Source organism: Pseudarthrobacter sp. HLT1-3 (assembly GCF_059383535.1).
In genome coordinates this window covers 61,740-79,780 of record NZ_JBWZCJ010000022.1, presented here as the reverse complement: position 1 = coordinate 79,780, position 18,041 = coordinate 61,740, and the positions used below count along the sequence as shown (strand labels likewise).

The 18,041-nt window shown below is 63.4% G+C and carries 17 protein-coding genes; 10 read left to right on the top strand and 7 right to left on the bottom strand.

Going from position 1 to position 18,041, the window contains the following annotated elements; genetic code table 11:
• Positions 1 to 384: 384 nt before the first annotated feature.
• Complete coding sequence (locus AC50X9_RS17455) at positions 385 to 1,272, bottom strand: hypothetical protein (RefSeq protein WP_494895528.1); 888 nt, start codon at positions 1,270 to 1,272, stop codon at positions 385 to 387.
• 228 nt (positions 1,273 to 1,500) lie between these two features.
• Complete coding sequence (locus AC50X9_RS17450) at positions 1,501 to 2,115, bottom strand: hypothetical protein (RefSeq protein WP_494895526.1); 615 nt, start codon at positions 2,113 to 2,115, stop codon at positions 1,501 to 1,503.
• Between the two features lie 27 nt (positions 2,116 to 2,142).
• On the opposite strand from AC50X9_RS17450, the gene AC50X9_RS17445 reads away from it, so the two are divergent.
• On the top strand, positions 2,143 to 2,307 hold the full coding sequence (locus tag AC50X9_RS17445; protein WP_494895525.1) for a hypothetical protein: 165 nt from the start codon (positions 2,143 to 2,145) through the stop codon (positions 2,305 to 2,307).
• Between the two features lie 151 nt (positions 2,308 to 2,458).
• Here the strand turns inward: AC50X9_RS17445 and AC50X9_RS17440 are convergent, their stop codons facing one another.
• The gene (locus AC50X9_RS17440) at positions 2,459 to 4,045 is read right to left on the bottom strand and encodes a tyrosine-protein kinase domain-containing protein (RefSeq protein WP_494895524.1); all 1,587 of its coding nucleotides are present in this window, start codon (positions 4,043 to 4,045) and stop codon (positions 2,459 to 2,461) included.
• Between the two features lie 147 nt (positions 4,046 to 4,192).
• A complete protein-coding gene (locus AC50X9_RS17435) occupies positions 4,193 to 4,657 on the bottom strand; it encodes an Lrp/AsnC family transcriptional regulator (protein ID WP_494895522.1) in 465 nt (154 codons plus the stop codon).
• Between the two features lie 159 nt (positions 4,658 to 4,816).
• Here AC50X9_RS17435 and pdhA point away from each other — a divergent pair, with 159 nt between their 5' ends.
• From pdhA to AC50X9_RS17405, 6 genes are all read left to right on the top strand, one after another.
• Positions 4,817 to 6,067 (top strand): pyruvate dehydrogenase (acetyl-transferring) E1 component subunit alpha, encoded by a 1,251-nt coding sequence (gene pdhA / locus AC50X9_RS17430; protein WP_494895520.1) that lies wholly within the window; start codon positions 4,817 to 4,819, stop codon positions 6,065 to 6,067.
• A complete protein-coding gene (locus tag AC50X9_RS17425) occupies positions 6,064 to 7,173 on the top strand; it encodes an alpha-ketoacid dehydrogenase subunit beta (RefSeq protein WP_494895518.1) in 1,110 nt (369 codons plus the stop codon). Before pdhA ends, AC50X9_RS17425 begins: the two co-directional genes overlap by 4 nt.
• A 2-nt stretch (positions 7,174 to 7,175) precedes the next feature.
• Positions 7,176 to 8,615 carry a dihydrolipoamide acetyltransferase family protein gene (locus AC50X9_RS17420; protein ID WP_494895516.1) on the top strand — a complete coding sequence of 480 codons (1,440 nt, stop codon included), beginning with the start codon at positions 7,176 to 7,178 and terminating at the stop codon, positions 8,613 to 8,615.
• 138 nt (positions 8,616 to 8,753) lie between these two features.
• Positions 8,754 to 9,569 (top strand): MBL fold metallo-hydrolase, encoded by an 816-nt coding sequence (locus AC50X9_RS17415; RefSeq protein ID WP_494895514.1) that lies wholly within the window; start codon positions 8,754 to 8,756, stop codon positions 9,567 to 9,569.
• Positions 9,570 to 10,532: 963 nt separating this feature from the next.
• Positions 10,533 to 11,111: a LysM peptidoglycan-binding domain-containing protein gene (locus AC50X9_RS17410; RefSeq protein ID WP_494895512.1), complete on the top strand. Its 579-nt coding sequence runs from the start codon at positions 10,533 to 10,535 to the stop codon at positions 11,109 to 11,111.
• 183 nt (positions 11,112 to 11,294) lie between these two features.
• The gene (locus tag AC50X9_RS17405; RefSeq protein WP_494895510.1) at positions 11,295 to 12,617 is read left to right on the top strand and encodes a MinD/ParA family ATP-binding protein; all 1,323 of its coding nucleotides are present in this window, start codon (positions 11,295 to 11,297) and stop codon (positions 12,615 to 12,617) included.
• A 6-nt stretch (positions 12,618 to 12,623) separates the two neighbouring features.
• Here the strand turns inward: AC50X9_RS17405 and AC50X9_RS17400 are convergent, their stop codons facing one another.
• Both AC50X9_RS17400 and AC50X9_RS17395 read right to left on the bottom strand, forming a co-directional pair.
• Positions 12,624 to 13,520, bottom strand: a complete 897-nt coding sequence (locus AC50X9_RS17400) for a nucleotidyltransferase family protein (protein WP_494895508.1) — start codon at positions 13,518 to 13,520, stop codon at positions 12,624 to 12,626.
• Positions 13,520 to 13,819, bottom strand: coding sequence for a PqqD family protein (locus AC50X9_RS17395; protein ID WP_494895506.1), 300 nt, complete (start codon positions 13,817 to 13,819; stop codon positions 13,520 to 13,522). Before AC50X9_RS17395 ends, AC50X9_RS17400 begins: the two co-directional genes overlap by 1 nt.
• A gap of 114 nt (positions 13,820 to 13,933) precedes the next feature.
• On the opposite strand from AC50X9_RS17395, the gene AC50X9_RS17390 reads away from it, so the two are divergent.
• Entirely contained in the window at positions 13,934 to 14,668 is a 735-nt protein-coding gene (locus AC50X9_RS17390; protein ID WP_494895504.1) for a GAF and ANTAR domain-containing protein, read from the top strand.
• 90 nt (positions 14,669 to 14,758) lie between these two features.
• Here the strand turns inward: AC50X9_RS17390 and AC50X9_RS17385 are convergent, their stop codons facing one another.
• Positions 14,759 to 15,691 (bottom strand): LysR family transcriptional regulator, encoded by a 933-nt coding sequence (locus AC50X9_RS17385; protein WP_494895502.1) that lies wholly within the window; start codon positions 15,689 to 15,691, stop codon positions 14,759 to 14,761.
• Positions 15,692 to 15,863: 172 nt separating this feature from the next.
• On the opposite strand from AC50X9_RS17385, the gene hisD reads away from it, so the two are divergent.
• A complete protein-coding gene (gene hisD / locus AC50X9_RS17380) occupies positions 15,864 to 17,183 on the top strand; it encodes a histidinol dehydrogenase (RefSeq protein ID WP_494895500.1) in 1,320 nt (439 codons plus the stop codon).
• 30 nt (positions 17,184 to 17,213) lie between these two features.
• Positions 17,214 to 18,026: an ABC transporter substrate-binding protein gene (locus AC50X9_RS17375; RefSeq protein ID WP_494895498.1), complete on the top strand. Its 813-nt coding sequence runs from the start codon at positions 17,214 to 17,216 to the stop codon at positions 18,024 to 18,026.
• Positions 18,027 to 18,041: the final 15 nt, after the last annotated feature.

The following is an 18,041-nucleotide window of genomic DNA, read 5'->3' as shown; positions in this document are numbered from 1 at the left end:
CCATGACGCCCAGCCGAAAACCGGAACCACCCCGGCCCCTCCCAAGGCCACCGTAAACGACGACCACCCACCTCAACAGGGGGTACTTAAGAGATACAAGCCTTCAACGATGATCTGGCGCCGGCCATCAGCCAGCACGGTCGCGGAGATGACGGTGTAGTCGGGCAGGTTGAAGATGCGTGGCAGCGTCGGCCGCCGCCCCGGTAGGCTCAATCAAGGCTCGTGGTCCTGGTCCTGTTCCTGGTTGATGCTAGACACACTCATCCCAGCAGGGCCACGGGCCCCCTTTACAGCTACGACACAGAATCAATTCCCCACCAACATCGAACAGCCGGAAATTCCCTGCGAAGACAGACAGGGGAATGATTCACTCGGCGCAGTTACCTAATCATCGTAGTCAGCATAGTCCTTGCCGAGGCGATCCTTTAGGAATATGTCCTCGACCTCGCGGCGGAATTGCTCCTTCTCTCCGAGAATTCGCTTTACGTATTTTTTCTGTTTAGCAGTCTCAGCGGAAGAGTTTTCGAGAACTTTCTCAATTCGGTTGATTGTGGTTTCTACAACATCTCCGTCCAGAGAAATTTTATGCTCCCAAGGTACCGGAACGTCATTATAATACGCTCCCGCCCCCCGCCGGGAAACTATAGAAACTGCTCCAGCAAGGGCGGCTTCGCGGGGCATTCTGTCTTTGCCCGGGTGGTGGCCCATATCTAAGTAGACAGTTGTGTCCTGGAGAAGTGTAATCACACCCTCGCGTGAGAGCCCCTGAATAGGGCGCCACTCAATGTTCTTGGGTGAAGCTTCAATAACCTTCTCAACGATTTCGTGCCCCTTGGCGGGATTGTAAGCGACAGTTCGTCCCCTAGGCGTTCGTTGCCGCGATTGGGAATCGAACTCTTCTGCACGGGTGTAGTCCGACAAAATTGACGGGCTGGTATTGATGCGCGAAGCCACGTACGCCCACGCATAAGATGACTGGGTCATGTGGATCCAGTCATTTCTATTGCGGGTGCGGAGTATCGAATGGAATTCACTCACCATTAGGTGCTTGGTGACGCGGAGGAAGTTTCTCACACCGTCGAGATTTATCCGTCCAACAAGTCTTTCAGATTCGAACAGCGGCGAATTGTCAATGCTAAGCCACCAGCAATACTTCGCAGCATGCTTGAATTTCTTTAGCTCCTGCGTGTATGTCTCCGGAACGACAACCGCGTTCCGGGGGGAGTCGACTGCCCCGGCCGCCTCGGGAGCGTCGTAACAATCGTATTCCACAACACGCGGTTTTTCAGCGCCACTACAAGGTACCAAAAACGCCGGTTGTCCTAATCGTCTTAGCATGTCGACTAGCTGATGCAACGCCTCCGGTCCGCCCGTTCTGACACCTCGCGGGTATAGAACATAAATATTATCGTAGGAGCGCGTCATCAATTGGCTTTCGTTATATTGTGATGTTGTGGCCGCAGCACGAGGATGGCGTGTGAGTTTTTTGTCACTTGAGACCTACTTTTCTACGGCGCGGACCGAGGCGGTTCTGGAAATTATCCGTCCTGATATTCCTTCAATCCTTCCAATGAATACCCAGAGTCCGTCAGCTGGTTTGTACGGAGGGCCTTTCCTCAATCCAAATGAAGCTCCACCGGCCACAGCTCTTAGGCGCTGCCTCGTGACGAAACCGCCCGTAACTAAAAGCCGCCCGTATCCTCTCGCGTATGCCCTTAGCTTGACACGTCGTTCGTTATCACTCAGACCATGTGGATCGGATATTCCGAAGACCTGAGGGTGATGGATCCATTCGAAGTACCCGTCGGATTCAGATTCCATCCATCTGAGTAGCAGTTCGGTACCTTCCCCGGACTGCCAGGGCGTCTGAGCCCCGGTTCCAATGGATTCGTCAAAACCGTTGAGCTCCAGGAACTTGTCATGGTTCATGAACATTCCGGGCTCGATAACGTTCCAGACGTTCCTGCGCGTGAGCCCCGTACCGGGCTGAGGAAGGCTGAATTTTGGGCCGAACTCGTCCGAAACCGTCAAAGCGCCGGCCGTGCCTCTTATGTCGTAGGACTTGAAGGTTTGAACAAAGTCGGAGGGGAACCAGGAAGTATCATTTGGGAACATGACGACGTCCGCCCGAGAAGGTGCGCTTTGGACGGCAAAGTTTCTTCCAGCCGCGGCGCCGCGAGGACCGTCGACAATCCGGACCTGCGCGGACCCGAAATCAAGCCCACCGACTTTGGCTCGAATCAGATCTCCATCATCCACGGCGGAGACGACGAGCCAGTCGTTATTTCCGAGTTGTCCGGCCAATGAGCTTAGCAGTTTCTCTATAGGCCGATGGGACCCAAGAGTCGTCACGGCAAACCCAATATTCAAAGGTGACCTTCCCGATGCGCGCATAGGTAATGTAGGAGCCTCCCCGGTGCCAGTTGGTCACGGGCTGTGGGCTAGTCCCCAGATTGAGTCAGAGTGGATAGCGGCTGGCAGAACGTGGGTCGCCGATTCCAGCGAGATCGCCGTCCGATTCAACGTCGAAATTCATTGAACCAGAGTCCGAGTGCTGGCCACGCCGGTCCCGCAAGCCAGGGCCAGCCACCGAAGGAGCGCTATGTGGCGCGGGCGTATCGATGGCACGGGAGTCATAGGAATAATACCCGTATGAGGCGGCATCCGGACCCTTTGCAGGCAAACGATTCAATACTATGCCGAGAATATTCGACTCTACCATCTCAAGCGACTGCAATGATTTCTCGAGGTTTGTCTGCCGGATTTTTCCGCTGCCCACTACTACGGCTACCCCGTCAACTACCTGCGCCAATACCGTCGCATCTGTGACAGGCAGCAGAGGAGGAGCGTCGATAATCACGGTGTCGAACGCGTCTGCCAACCGACCTATCAGGTCTTTCATGGCCGCTGAGCCCAAAAGTTCGCTCGGGTTGGGGGGGATTTGTCCAGACGTTAGAACGAATAAATCGTGGGGCCCCCATGGTTGCATTAGATCGTTGACGTCTGTTTCGGCGACAAGGGCAGTAGTAAGACCGGCGCTGCGATCCAGGCCTAGGTAATCCCCGACCATTGGCCGCCTTAGGTCAGCGTCGACCAGAACAACTGAGCGACCCGATTCGGCTATCGTTATGGCGAGGTTGACGGCGGTGCTTGTCTTGCCCTCGCCGGGTAGGGATGAAGTGATGAGAATGCACTTGCTCTTGTAATCAACATGAGCAAATTGGAGGTTCGTTCTCAACTGCCGGAAAGACTCTGATCGCAGGCTTCGGTGTCCGGCTGTCGAAACAACTGGATTCGACTCTGCCTCCTGATCGAACGGTATGCGGCCGAGGATTGCTGCAGACGTGACCCTTCGGACATCGCCCTCTCCTCGGACGCGATTGTCCAGCGAAGTCAATAGAATTGCTCCTCCGGATCCGAGCGCGAGGCCAGCCGCTAGCCCCAGAATTAGGTATAGCTGGACGTTTGGAGCTGACGGAACTGACGGAACGGACGCAGGCGTCACGATCGATATTCGGATGGGCGAAGATCCGCCGCTTGTCGGCTTTTCCAGAACTTCCACGGCCTTGACTAGGCTTGAGGCGACGCTCTGGGCAATTGCGGCAGCCTGTACCGGTGATTCATCTTCAACGGAGACGGTGATTAGAACAGTGTTCAGGTCCGTGGTGGCTTTGACCTTTTGACCGAGCTGGGCCGCCGTTTCGCTCAACCCAAGGCTGTCGATCACCGGCTGCAGCACGGTTGGGGTGTTGACCGTTTTCACGTACGACTGCACTCGTGCCTGGCTGAAGGTGTTGCCTGCTTGGAGTTCATTGATCGTCCCAGAGCCCTGGATCGCGACAAACAGTTGCGTCTCGGACGAATAAGTGGGTTTGGAGGCTATCGACGCCACGCCGCCAGCGAGAAGTCCCACCAGGGTGACTGAAACGATGAGTATCCAATTGCGACGCAAGATGCGAAGGTAATCGCGCAGATCCAAGCCAGGGCCCCCTGTTTTAAGACTGGAGTAAGCCATTGGGCATGGCTCCAGGACAGCGATATTCATGCAGTCAGTAGAATTCTACCCGCCTCGGCTCTTCAAGTTGTCGCAGGGCTAGGGTGCCGGACGCAGGACGAGCCGCCCGGGAAAGTCGTTTGTGATCCTAGTTGGCGCCGATATGGGAAACTCGTCGTATCAGATGCCAAAATCCATTCACCTCGTATCTAGATCCTCAAATACCAGGAAAGTCTGCGTATCCAGTACTCCAGGCATGGATTGCAGCTGGTCGAAGATCACGCGGCGCAGGTCGATGTTGTCCATGGCGCGCACGAGCAGAATCACATCGAAGTCGCCGCCCACCAGGGCGATATGGTGCACCTCCGGGATAGCGCGCAGCAACTCGCGGAGCTCCCGCCAGGAATGCTGCCGCACCTTCAGCGTCACGTAGGCGGAGGACTTGAGGCCGGCCTTGATCGGATCCACCAGCGCCGTGAACTTGGTCAGCACACCCTCGCCGGTCAGCCGGGCAATCCGCGTATACGCGTGGGCGCGCGAGATGTGTACGTTCTCCGCGACCTGTGTGACCGACATCCGGCCGTCCCTGGTCAGCTCCGCAATGATTTTCCGGTCCACATCATCCAGCGGCACCGCCGTCTGGTCCGCGTCTGCCTCTAACATTTGTCCACAACCCCCGCCGGTAATCCAGCTCACATTTACGATTTGTCTTCCAGACTAGGCGGATTTTCTGGACTTCTCCACGATTCTCGGCTGAGCTGGATACGAAACATGGTCCCGCCGCATACTTGGATCGAATAGTGGCTACAGAAGGACGGACCAATGACGATCTCCGCAGACCACACTGCGCAGCACCCGGCGCCCGAGGACCAGACATCCGGCGCCACCGTTTCGGGCAATGCGCCGGAAGACGCCGCCAGCGAGGCGGTACGGAAGTTCGGCATCACGGTCGAGGACTACATGCTGCCCGCACGGCACCAGATCCAGATGGTGGGCCCGGACGGCACCCTGAACCCGCACACCGAACAGGGCACCCAGCCCGGCCACGAATACACCCTCCCCTCCGACGAGGAACTGCTGGCTGCCTACGAGCAGCTCGTCGTCGGACGCCGCGTCAACGACCAAAACTCCGCCCTTGTCCGGCAGGGCCGTATGGCCGTTTACCCGTCCAGCCACGGCCAGGAGGCCTGCCAGGTCGCCGCCGCACTCTGCTTGTCAGAGGGCGACTGGATGTTCCCCACCTACCGCGACTCCGTGGCCGTGATGGCCCGCGGCGTCGACCCCGTCCAGACCATGACGCTCTTCCGCGGCGACTGGCACGGCGGCTACGACCCGGCCAAGCACAAGGTCGGCATCCAGTGCACCCCGCTGACCACCCAACTGCTGCACGGGGTCGGCGTGGCCCACGCCGCCAAGTTGCGCGGTGAGGACACCGTCGTCCTAGCCATGTGCGGCGACGGCGCCACGAGTGAGGGCGACTTCCACGAGGCGCTGAACTTCGCCGCGGTGTTCCACCTGCCCGTCGTGTTCTTCGTCCAGAACAACCAGTACGCGATCTCCGTGCCGCTCGCGCACCAGTCCGTCGCGCCGTCGCTCGCCCACAAGGCCGTGGGCTACGGCATGGCTGGCGAACGCGTGGACGGCAACGACATCGTTGCCCTCTTGGCCGTGCTGGGCCGCGCCGTCCGGCTCGCCCGGGATGGCTCCGGCCCGCTGCTCGTGGAGGCCCACACCTACCGCATGCAGGCCCACACCAACGCCGACGACGCCACCCGGTACCGCCAGGACAGCGAAGTCGCCGAATGGGTGGCGAAAGACCCGCTGAGCCGGATGAAAACCTACCTGACGGGCCGGGGACTGCTCGACGACGCACGCGCCGCCGGGATCACGGAGAAAGCCGAAGCCGTGGCCACCCAGCTCCGCGACGGCCTCAGCGAGGAGGTCCCAGTGGAACCCCAGGACCTCTTCAAGTACGTCTTTTCCACCCCCACGCCCCAGCTGAAGGAACAGTCCGCCATGCTCGCCGACGAACTCGCCCGCGACGCCGCCTCGAAGACGGAGGCCGCGAAATGAGCCCCACCATCACCACCTCGTCCGAGGCGAACAGCAATGTCAGCGCCGCCACCGCCCGCGCCGCCGCCGCCGCAGCTGTAGCCGAGCAGGCCGGCCCGCAGACCATCACCCTCGCCAAAGCCCTGAACACCGCCATGGCCGACGCCATGCAGGCGGACCCCTCGGTCCTGGTCTTCGGCGAAGACGTCGGCATGCTCGGCGGCGTCTTCCGGATCACCGACGGCCTCGCCAAGACCTTCGGGAAGAGCCGCTGCTTCGACACCCCGCTGGCCGAATCCGGCATCGTCGGCATGGCAGTCGGCATGGCGATGAACGGCATGCGCCCGGTCATCGAGATGCAGTTCGACGCGTTCGCCTACCCGGCCTTCGAACAGATCGTCAGCCACGTCGCCAAGATGCACAACCGCACCAAGGGCACCGTGAAGCTGCCCATGGTCATCCGGGTGCCGTATGCCGGCGGCATCGGGGGAGTGGAGCACCACTGCGACTCCTCCGAGGCCTACTACGCCCACACCGCCGGGCTGAAGGTCTTCACCCCGGCCACCGTCGCCGACGGCTACCGGATGCTCCGCGAGGCCATCGCGTCCGACGATCCCGTGATGTTCATGGAGCCCAAGAAGCTCTATTGGTCCAAGGACCAGGTGGACCTGGACGCGCTCCGCGCTGAGCACACAGCGAACGCCGAACGCGGGACCTCCTCCGAGGGCCGCGCCGCCGTTGCCCGCCCCGGCACCGACGCGACGCTGATTGCCTACGGCCCGTCTGTCCCGACGGCGCTGGCCGCCGCCGCCGCAGCTGCCGAGGAGGGACGCTCGCTCGAAGTGATCGACGTCCGCTCGATCGTCCCGTTCGACGACGAGACGGTCTGCGCCTCGGTCCGCAAGACCGGCCGCGCCGTGGTCATCGCCGAGGCCCACGGCTTCGCCTCCGTGGCCTCCGAAATCGTCGCCCGGGTCCAGGAACGCTGTTTCCACCACCTGGCCGCCCCGATCCGCCGCGTCACCGGCTTCGACGTCCCGTACCCCGCGCCGAAACTCGAGCACTACTACCTGCCCGGCGTGGACCGCATCCTCGACGCCGTTGACGACCTCCAATGGGAAGACTGACCATGAGCGAACCGAAAGTATTCCTCCTCCCGGACCTCGGTGAAGGCCTCACCGAGGCCGAACTCGTGAACTGGCTCGTGGCCGTGGGCGACGAAATCCGCGTCGACCAGCCCATCGCCGAAGTCGAAACCGCCAAGTCCATGGTGGAGGTGCCCTCCCCGTACGCCGGCACCGTCGCGGTGCTGCACGGCGAGCCCGGCCAGACCCTCGACGTCGGGAAGCCGCTGATCTCCGTGACTCCTTTCGGTTCGACGGCTGCGCCAGCCGCCGCCCCGGTGACTGCGACGGTCGAAACCGACAACATTGCCGCGGAGGTCTACCGCGAGGAAGAGAAGGCAGGGTCCGGGAATGTCCTGATCGGGTACGGGACTCCCGGCGGGAACGGGGTTGCCCGGCGAACCCGTCCACGGAAGTCCCCGGCATGGACTGCCGAGGCCGAGCCTATGGCCCACGTGTCCGCGGCCGACAAGGCTGCGGATGACCTGCTGTTGATGCGGACCCGGGCGCCCGGGAAGCTGGGGGCGGTTATTTCCCCGCTCGTCCGGCGGATGGCTCGCGATCACGGGGTCGATCTGGGCGAGCTCCAGGGATCCGGGGCCAGCGGCCTCATCATGCGCCGCGATGTTGAGGCGGTCATCAAGCCCGCTGTGGCTGAGCGTCCGGCAGCGCCTGCCGAGACCACGCCGGCCCCGGCACCCGGCGACACCGACGCCCGCACCGGGCTCGGCATTACCGGGCGGACCGCCGTCCGCGGCGTCCGGAAGGCCGTCGCAGCGAACATGACACGCAGCCGCTCCCAAATCCCCGAAGCCACGGTGTGGGTCGATGTCGACGCCACCGCCCTCGTGGACATGCGTGCCGCACTGAAGAAGGCCGACCCGCACCACACCCCGGGCCTGCTGGCCTTCATCGCCCGCTTCGTCACCGCCGGGCTCAAGAAGTTCCCCGAACTGAACACCCGGATCGTCACCACCGAGGACACGACCGGCGGCGAATCCCAGGAGATTGTCGCCTTCGACGGCGTCAACCTCGGCTTCGCCGCCCAGACCGACCGCGGACTGATGGTGCCGTCGGTCCGCAACGCCGACAAACTCAGCGCCCGCGAACTGGACGCCGAAATCCGGCGGCTCACCGCCGTTGTCCGCGACGGAAAGGCCAGCCCGGCGGAACTGGGCAGCGGCACCTTCACCCTGAACAACTACGGTGTCTTTGGTGTCGACGGCTCCGCCGCGATCATCAACCACCCCGAGGTGGGAATCCTCGGCGTCGGACGCATCATCGACAAGCCCTGGGTGGTCAACGGCGAGCTTGCCGTCCGCAAGGTCACCGAACTGACCCTCACCTTCGACCACCGCGTCTGCGACGGCGGAACCGCCGGCGGCTTCCTGCGGTACGTGGCCGACGCGATCGAAAACCCGGGGTCGGTGCTGGCGGACCTGTAAACCAGGCCAACCTGTGCGGGAGGAAAGACCTGCCGCATAGGGTCGACTTCCAGCTTCCGGCCAGCTCCGGTCGATACAATCGAAGGTAGAACATCGCACCAACGACGCCGGAACAACGCCGGAATACGGAGATTCTCAATGTCACGATGGCTCGAGGTTGGCCCGGACAACTACGTCCTGACCACCCAAGGTTCCTTGCTCAACACCGGCCTCGTGGTCGGCTCCGAACGCGCCTTGGTGATTGACACCGGCGGCGGACCGCGGCAGGGCCGCGAGATCCTTGACGCCGTGCGGGAAAAGACCCAGTTGCCGCTCGTCGTTGTCAACACGCACCCGCACTACGACCACTTCTTCGGCAACGGCGTGTTCGCCGACGCCGGAGCGACCGAGTTCTGGGCGCACGAGAACTGCGCCGCCGAGATCGAGGAGAACGGCGACAGCCAGCGCCGAGCCGTTGGGACCGATGAGCCGGAGATGGCTGCCGGCGTGGGCGCCAACGTTGAACTCGTGGTGCCGAACGCAATCGTGAAGGACCAGCCCGTGCTGGTGGATCTTGGCGGGCAGAGCGTCACGCTCTTTTACCTCGGCCGCGGGCACACCGATGGCGACCTTCTCGTCGGGACGGCCACGACCCTCTTCGCCGGCGACCTGATGGAGCAGGGCTCACACCCGTCCTTCGAGGATTCCTACCCGGAAGAGTGGGCAGATGTCCTCCGTCATGTCTCCGCCCTGCGTCACCGGTACGAGTTTTTGATTCCCGGGCACGGCGAACCCTGCAGTGACCAGTTCGTGAAGACCATGGCCAACACCATGACAACGGCAGTGCGGCAGGCCACCCAGGCCACGCGGGAGACCCCGGACGACGCCACCAAGGCCATTCCGATCCTGCCCTATGGGCCGGAGCAGTCACGCTGGTTTATCAAGCGCCTGCAGGAGACCCGAGCGCACCACTGAGCCGGGCAGCCTTGGGCCCGGCGCGTCGGTGGACAGCGCCGGTAACTCGTGAGTAAGGTCGTGGAGGATCCACTAGGGTCCAGGCTAGCTAGCTTCAGCTCGCCCGGGGGATGGGGATCCCGGGGCGCGCGACGATCCTTCGCCTCGAGCGCCGACGGGAAACGTCCGCCCTTCAACGACAGGTACCCCCAGCTTTGCCCTACATCGACATTAACCCGCACCGTAAACGACCCAAATGGTGGGCCTACGGGGGCCTCCTGGCCCTCGCCGCGGTGACCATCGCCGTCGTCGTTCTGGCGCTGACACGCCTCTGAAAGAGTGCGGGACTCCCGACCGCCGGGCGGCCCGATGATAGCAGCAGGCCGTTGCGGCGGTTCCGCTGCAGCGCCCCGATGCTCGCCGCATCAAACGAGTAGACCGCTGTGCAGGCAGGTGCACCGGCTGCAAAACCCAAGTAGCTAGTACCCGTGTGGACACCCTTTGCGCTTAATACGCTCAGGCTAAGTCCGGAACTGCCTGGGGTCTCCTGCCGGTTCGGGGCGCCGGCCACCGCGTTTTGAAGGGTGTGCAGCCGCCTTGAATTCTTGAGCTCGGCTCAAGGTTTGGCCCGGTTGGTGCTGGTCACGAAGCGGGCTGATGCAGATGTTTTCGAACGAATATGGTCTCCCGGGCAATCGCCCGACGACGCACACTTCCAAACCGCTGATCGTCGCGGGGCCATTGCTGATCGCTTGCATTCTGGCCGCCTCCCTGGCGCTTCAGCCGCCTGCGGGGATGACCACAACCGCGGCAGGCCAGAGCATTTCGGCCGCGGAATCTTCGTCACCGGAGGGGGAATCATCGCCCGAGCTGCCGGCCGCCGTCCAACCTGTAGCTTCTGAACCTTCACCGGCAGCTGCTCCGGAGGCTCCCGCCGCAGGTGCAGTTTCTGAACCCTCGGCGGCGGCTCCTCCGGAGGCCGCCGTGGATTCCAACAAGTATGTAGTGGTTGCCGGCGACACCGTCGGCGCCATCGCGTCGCGCTTCGGTGTAGATGTCTACGCCATGCTTGCAGCCAACGGGCTGGGCGCGTACAGCATTATCGAGCCGGGCCAGACACTGAAGCTCACGGGCCCCCCTGTGGCCATTGCCGCGGCGGCTCCTGCTGCTCCGGCCACGGCGCCCGCAGCCCCGGTTCCCGCCGCTCGGGCTGGGGCTGCGCCGGTCGCGCCAGCTGGCCGCACAATCTACGTGGCGGGCTCGGGCGGCCAGGCCATGGTGGACAGGTGCATCGGCCCCATCCACTTCACGCCCACCGACGCCTACTCGCTGTTCATCACCGAACACGACTTCTGCGGCGGGTGGGCGCGGTTCTCGGGGATCGGCGTCGGCGAAACCGTGGTCATCTCCGGCTACGGCACCTACACCGCAAGTGGCCGCGGACAGGTTGCCCAGGGCGCCACCACCAACGCCGTCGCTTCCGTCTTCGGGGGCTTCCCCCGGGCGATCCTGCAAACCTGCATTCCCGGCACGAACCAGATGCTGCTGATCGCGCTGAACTGACCCGTAGGTTGTCTGGCCTTACCCCCGTCAGTCGTGTCACTGGGCTACCGGAGTTTTGACCGGCTCAGGCCGCGGGGCATGTGCACGTCCGTTGTCCAACCCCTCCTACGCCTAGACTTGCTGTTTGGACCTTTTCAAACGAGCGCCGCAGCGGTCCGCGCGGTGAGTCCTAGGGGGACACATATGCCCGAACCGGTGGACAACAAATCAGCCAGCCCTGCCGTCGAGGCAGAGCAGCCCGAACTCCGGCGGCGGCGTGACCGCCGTCGCGGCGATGACTCCGACCCGCGGACAGGAACCATGCCTACCATCACGCCCGACGACGTCGACAGCCCACCGGCGCGGACAGCCCGCAGCGGTTCCTGGGCCGAGGCCGCCGCCGCGGCGGACGCCCCGGCAGTGCCGACGCACGCGCCGATCGATTTCGTTCCGGTTGAGGTGTCCACCCCCGACTCGGCCTCGACGCCACCGCCGCGAGCTGTTGTTCCCAACGCGCCCGAGGCCGCGCCCTCCGTGCCGCCCCGCCCGCTACGGTCGAGCCGGTCGGAAAGCCGCGCAGCGGCCCTGGCCGCCCCGGCGCCTGATTTCATCAGCTCGCCGGGCCTCTTTGTCCGCGAGCAGAAGCCCCGCCCGGTCGGCGGTTTCCGTGGCGCCCTCTATAAAATGACCGGCGGCGGGCTGAACCTTGGCCCGGGCGCCCGGCAGCGGGAGGAAGACGAACTTGCCCGGCGCATCTCCCGCCAGCTGCAGGGCAGCTACAACACTGCCGTGCTGAGCCTCAAGGGCGGCATCGGCAAGACCTCCACCACAGTCGGCGTCGGACTGACCCTGGCGGAGTACCGTGGCGACCCGCCGTGCGCCATCGACGCTAACCCCGACTCCGGCGACCTCGTGGAGCGCGCCCTGGGTGAAGGCATTTACCAGCGGCAGAGCCCGCGCACGATCACGGACCTGCTCACGAACATCGAGTCCGTCAATTCGCTCACCGCGCTGGCCAGGTACATGCACCACGCCGGCCGGCTGCACCTGATCGCCGGCGAACAGGACCCCGAGGTCTCGGACTCGCTTACCGCCGAGGAATACCTGCGGATCCGCAAGCTCATCTCCAGCTATTACTCGGTGGCCCTCACGGACTGCGGCACCGGCGTCACCCACAACGCCATGAGCGGCATCCTGCAGTCCGCGGACAACCTCATCATCGCCGCGGGCTACGCCGTCAGCGGCGCCAAGCGCGCCCGCAGCACGCTGCACTGGCTGGCCAGCCACGGCTACGAGGACCTGGCCCGCAACGCCGTCGTCGTCATCACCGACAAGGACGAGGTTTCCTCCCGGGTGGATAAGGACGCGATCGAGGACCACCTCTCCGGGATCTGCCGCCAACTCATCGCCGTCCCACACGACCGCGGCGTGGCCGACGGGGACCTGGTCACCCTCGACGCGCTGCGCCCGGAAACCCGGCGCGCCTACAAGGAGATCGCTGCGGCCATCGTGGACGGGTACGTGTAGGGTTCACTACGCCCGGCGTGAGGCTCGGATGTTCCGCATTGCCGCTGGAAGGCCAGCAATGCCGCGTCTCCACCGCGCAATGCGGGCCCTGACTAGACCCGTAGCGGAGTAGTCCAAATAGAGGTCGCGCTCGCGAAGGAGCTGCCGTGATGGCCAGATCGCACGGGCGACCACCCCCAGTTTGGCCCGCCAAGGACTTTCGATTAGGGCGACCAGATAGGCCGTCCCGGTGCCCTGCACGGAAGTACGGTGGCGCCACTCATCGCTGACGGTTCCATGTGCGGCCGGTAGATCTTCTACGCCCAGGTCGTCCAGCAGCGGTTTCAGCGCTGCCGTCGCCTTCAGCTCGATGCTGAGATCCACGATGTCCTGATGCATGCTGGCGTTGACACGTTCGAGAAGCATTGAATACTCGTGCTGATGGCGTGCATCGTCCATGGCCCGGAGGCTGTGCAGTGCCTGGAAAATAACTGCTGCCGGTGTGGACGGAACAGGGACGCTCCTGGCGGCCATCACCAGGTACTGCCTGTCGCGCCAGAGCGTTTCGAAGGCACTATCTGATGCGGCCTCCATTCCGGGAAATCTGTCATGGACGTCGATGTCGGAGTTCCATTGCGGGTGGTAAAGCGTCCGGGAGTGTTTGTACTGACGAACAACTGACGCGCCGGAGGGTCTTTCACGCCATCCTCTGGCGCCCAGGAGTTCCACCATTTTGTCCAGCTGTTCCGGGCGCACCAGGACATCCACGTCCGCGGAGACGTGATCGTCGCGCAGCCCCAGCATGGTGGCAGCCGGTCCTTTGATGAACAGCACCGGGAGATCGGCCGATGCTGCCAAGTAGTCTACGAGCGCCGTGGCTAGGAGCACGGCTTCGTGTTGGTGCAGGGTCTGCGCGCCATCCATCAGAGGATCGCTTCGCTTTCACGGGGAGATAATGTGATCATTCCGGCGCTGCTCAAATCGCGGATCAAGCTCATCACGTCCGAGCGGATGGCGGAGGCTTCGGTACCGTAGTCGCGGGCGAGCTCGTCGATGAGCTCGGTCTCGGTCCTGGTGCCGTCCAGCCCGTTCCAGACGGACGCGGCCGTTCCCACCAGGATGACCGGCACGTCCCGGTCAAGGTGCAGCACAGCGACCCGGTCGCCGTCGGGACTCTGGACGAAGGCGACATCAGAACTGACGCGCCACACGTGATCCGTCAAAAGCCCTCCACCTGCACTAGAAGGGCCAGATAAATCACGCGGGCCCTCGCAAGGCTTCATGCTACCGCGCGGCAGGCAAGTTGTTTCGCGCCGGGGACCGACTTAGATTTAGGCATGACCAACAACGCCGGGGACGAAGCCGCCCTGCAACTGCAGGACCTGCTGATGGGAACCGAGAACGTCGAGGACTTCCTCGGCCAGCTCGCTGAATTCTCCGCGGCCACGCTCAGCTCCGCCGCCGGCGCCGAGATCGAATGCGGCGTGACGCTGCAGCGCCGGAAGAAAACCATGACGGTCGCGGGGAGCAGTCCGCGGGCCATCATCCTGGACCGGATCGAGCAAGCCATGGGCGACGGCCCCTGCATCGAGGCGCTACGCATTAAATCCGTGGTCCTGCTGGCCGACGTCGACACCGATCTGCGCTGGCCGGACTACCAGCAGCAGCTCGCGGCCCAGGGCGTCCGCAGCACGCTCGGCGTGCCCCTGGAAATCGGCGACAACACCGCCGCCGCGCTGAACTTCTTCGGCTCCGACACCGGGATCTTCACCGAGGAGATCATTGCCGAGGCTGCCGGCTTTGCCGACCTGGCCGCCCGCTCCCTCCGCCTCGCTGTCAGGATCGGCACCGAACAGTCCCGGGCCGAGGACCTGAGGGCCGCCATGGAGCACCGCACCTCGATCGACCTGGCCTGCGGCGTCATCATGGCGCAGAACCGCTGCTCCCAGGAAGAAGCCATGGGCATCCTCACCCAGGTCTCCAGCAACCGGAACCAGAAGCTCCGCGACGTCGCCGCCGAGGTACTCCGGAATCTCACCGACGGGACCGTCCGGACGCACTTCGAGGCCTGAGCGGCACGGCGACATGTGAGCCGCGAGAAGTACTGCCGGTGACAGCCGCATGCGCTGCTTTGGTGCGACAACGGCTCCCGTCGATTGGGGCTAGTGCAGGGTTGAGCGCCCGATGGCTTGTCCCGGGGCCACTTTGGACAGCAGGGTACGAGCGGCCATTTGGGCCATCTTTCGTGTTGCGGGAGACAGGTAGGCGCCCTCGCGCTGAATCAGCGCGATCGTGTCGTACAAAGGTTCCGCAAAGGGGACGGCGTGGATGTTTTTCGGAAAGCCAGGTCCGCTGACGATGGCTTGGGGTACGAAGGTGCCGGCCGCCCCGGTGGCGACTAATCCGAGGGCGGTATCGACGTGTTCCACTTCGATGGCCGGTTCGATTTTCAGCCCTTTGAGGCGGGCCCGCTCCAGGATCTGCCGGCGGGTGGGGTCACGCCAGCCAGCGAAGGCGTCGTAGAGCACAAGCTTTGACTCGGCGAGTTCTTCAATGGTCATGGGTCCGCTCGAAGGAGGCCGGGTAGCTGAAACGAAAAAGACTTCGTCCCTGAAAAGCGGCCTGACCTGAAGGCCTGTCTCTGCCACTGGCAGGACGATGAGCCCGGCCTCAATTTCACCCGACGCCACGGATTCGGCCACGGTCACGGAGTTCAATCCCACCAAGCGAACCTTCACTTGGGGATAGCGGCGGTGGAAGCGCTGGACCAGGTCGGCAAGGTCGTAGTGGGCCCCGTACCGCAGCACCCCGAAGGTGCAGACACCGCCTTCCAGCGACGACATAGCTTTCAGCGCCTCCACGCCATTGTCGAACGATGTGACCGACTGCAGCGCGTGCACCTGCAACTCGACAGCCGCCGTCGTGGGAATGAGTTGCCGCCCGCCGCGGATGAAGAGGCTGTGCTCCAGTTCGTGTTCGAGCCTGCTGATGAGCTCAGAGACGGAGGCCTGGCTTGTTTCCAGTTTTCTTGCCGCGGCCGTGAAGGAACCAAGCTCATAGGCTGCAAGGAATGCCCGGAGCTGCGCGAGGGTCATTGTTTCCCCCTAGCGGTTGAAAGGAAACCCGGCAGGTTTGTGGTCGTTTTTCAGGAGCGGTACCACGCGGTTTCTTGAAGTATCACGCCACTTCCGACATAGGGCAACCCTATGGCAGGCACCTGTTTAGGTCCCGTTGTGCCGCAACTCAGGGGCCAGTACCTTTTTGTCCATGCACATAACCGAACGTGACAGAGCCCACATCGCGGGGAACTTCGTCACCCTCAAGGGCCCTGCGGTCGAGAGCGTTCCGGCTCAAAGGCTTCCCGAAGTCGTGGCGACAGTCTCGGCGATGCTCGCTGACATCGAGACCAGCGGGATGGACGCGGTCCTCAGATACGCCCGAGAGCTGGACGGGTGGCAGGGTACGAGTCTGGAGATCGGTCAGAACGAGCTGGCCAGGACTGGTGATTCGCTCTCCCCGGAACTCCGGGAGGCCCTGATGGCCAGTGCCGAGCGAACCAGGCTGTTCGCGGTTGAGCAACGCGAACACCTCACCGACTTCGAAGTTGAACTTATCCCCGGAGTCTTCACGGGACAGAAGTACGTCCCCGTGGCACGCGTCGGAGCCTATCTTCCGGCCGGACGATTTCCGATTCTTGCCAGCGCCTTCATGACCGTCGGAGTCGCCAAGGCCGCGGGCGTCCGTAACGTCCTGGCCTGCACGCCCCCGACCGGTTCGGGCGGCGGAAACCCCGCAGTGCTGTACGCCGCCTACCTGGCCGGCGTGGACAGGGCGTTCGCCCTCGGCGGGGTGCAGGCCATGGCCGCCATGGCCTTCGGACTGCTGGGGGAGCAGCCGGCCGACATCCTGGTCGGCGCCGGAAACGCCTACGTCACAGAGGCCAAACGGCAACTGTTCGGACGCGTCGGCATCGACCTCCTGGCCGGCCCCTCCGAGGTCGCCGTGATCGCCGATGAATCGGCCGACGCCGAAATTGTGGCCGCTGATCTCCTCGGCCAGGCAGAACATGGCCCGCAGTCGCCGGCGTCCCTGGTGACCACCTCACGCGAACTGGGAGAAGAGGTCATTCGCCACGTCAATAAGCAGCTGAGGACGTTGGCCACCCGGGATATTGCCGGACCCGCGTGGCGGGACTATGGCACCGTCTACGTTGCCGGGGACCGGGAAACGGCGGTGCGGATCATGGACCTGCTGGCGCCGGAACACCTGGAAATCCAGACCTCGGACGACTCCTACTATCAGGAGAACCTGCAGAACTACGGATCCATTTTCCTGGGGCCGTGGTCAACAGTGGCTTACTCGGACAAGGGCTCATCCGGCACCAACCATGTGCTGCCTACCGGCGGGGGCGCCCGGTCATCGGCAGGGCTCTCCGTGTCCCGGTTCCTCAAACCACTGACCTTCCAGCGCGTCGAAAGAAGCGCGACGCCGCGTCTGGCAAATTACGTCACCACCATCTCCGACGCCGAGGGAATGGCGGCCCATAAAGCCACGGCCACCCTGCGGCTCGACCGCTTCAACCGATAGAAATCCATCCCTAGCAAAAGGCACCCCATCATGAAAACAAGAATCCTGCGCAAGCGTTTCGCTGCATTGGTGCCCATGGGCGTTGCAGTGGCCCTCGCCATGACAGCCTGTGGCTCAACCAGCGGAGGGGGTGGGGCCGCCGGCGGCGGTGAGCAGAAGACCATCACGATCGCAACCTCCAACGATGCTCCCTTCTCCTTTACTGACCAGGCCACCGGCGAGCTCAAGGGCATCGATGGGGAGATGATCAACGCCATCGCCGAGGCAAAGGGCTGGAAGATTAAGGTCTTCACCTCCGAGTATGCGACGCTGATCGCGGCGCTCAACGCCAAGAAGGCCGACGCGATCGTCGATGCCATGTACATCACCGAGGACCGGAAGAAGCAGATCAACTTCACCGACCCGTGGTACACCGAAGGCGAAGCCATGGTGGTCCCGGCCGATTCAACGCTGGCATCACGCGACGATGTAAAGGGCAAGGTTCTCGGCGCGCAGACCGGCACCGTGTTCAAGGACCTCGTTGACAGCCTTGGCGGCAGCCAGGTCAAGCTGTTCGACTCGCAGGCCGCCCTGCTCGCGGCTGTGGAAAACAAGCAGGTTGATGCGGTCTTCACCGACAGTGCCGTGATCGGCTACAGCCTGGTCCAGAAACCGAACCCCAAGCTGAAGCTCGTCTCACCCTACGAGCCGTTCTACCCGGGCATCATCGGAGCCGGCGTGCGTAAAGACGATACGCAGCTGCTGCAGGACCTGAACTCCGGGCTGGCAGAGCTGAAGAAGTCACCCAAGTACCTCGAGATCCTCAAGAAGTACGGGCTGGGCGAAGCGAACATGTCCAAGTAGGTTCCAGATTCCATG

Bases quoted from the DNA above. Each gene is read 5' to 3' on its own strand.
- AC50X9_RS17415 (WP_494895514.1), top strand. From the start codon at position 8,754: ATGTCACGATGGCTCGAGGTTGGCCCGGACAACTACGTCCTGACCACC.
- AC50X9_RS17400 (WP_494895508.1), bottom strand. From the start codon at position 13,520: ATGGATGGCGCGCAGACCCTGCACCAACACGAAGCCGTGCTCCTAGCC.
- hisD (WP_494895500.1), top strand. From the start codon at position 15,864: ATGCACATAACCGAACGTGACAGAGCCCACATCGCGGGGAACTTCGTC.
- AC50X9_RS17375 (WP_494895498.1), top strand. From the start codon at position 17,214: ATGAAAACAAGAATCCTGCGCAAGCGTTTCGCTGCATTGGTGCCCATG.
- AC50X9_RS17390 (WP_494895504.1), top strand. From the start codon at position 13,934: ATGACCAACAACGCCGGGGACGAAGCCGCCCTGCAACTGCAGGACCTG.
- AC50X9_RS17405 (WP_494895510.1), top strand. From the start codon at position 11,295: ATGCCCGAACCGGTGGACAACAAATCAGCCAGCCCTGCCGTCGAGGCA.
- AC50X9_RS17435 (WP_494895522.1), bottom strand. From the start codon at position 4,657: ATGTTAGAGGCAGACGCGGACCAGACGGCGGTGCCGCTGGATGATGTG.
- pdhA (WP_494895520.1), top strand. From the start codon at position 4,817: ATGACGATCTCCGCAGACCACACTGCGCAGCACCCGGCGCCCGAGGAC.
- AC50X9_RS17450 (WP_494895526.1), bottom strand. From the start codon at position 2,115: ATGTTCCCAAATGATACTTCCTGGTTCCCCTCCGACTTTGTTCAAACC.
- AC50X9_RS17420 (WP_494895516.1), top strand. From the start codon at position 7,176: ATGAGCGAACCGAAAGTATTCCTCCTCCCGGACCTCGGTGAAGGCCTC.
- AC50X9_RS17440 (WP_494895524.1), bottom strand. From the start codon at position 4,045: ATGAATATCGCTGTCCTGGAGCCATGCCCAATGGCTTACTCCAGTCTT.
- AC50X9_RS17425 (WP_494895518.1), top strand. From the start codon at position 6,064: ATGAGCCCCACCATCACCACCTCGTCCGAGGCGAACAGCAATGTCAGC.
- AC50X9_RS17385 (WP_494895502.1), bottom strand. From the start codon at position 15,691: ATGACCCTCGCGCAGCTCCGGGCATTCCTTGCAGCCTATGAGCTTGGT.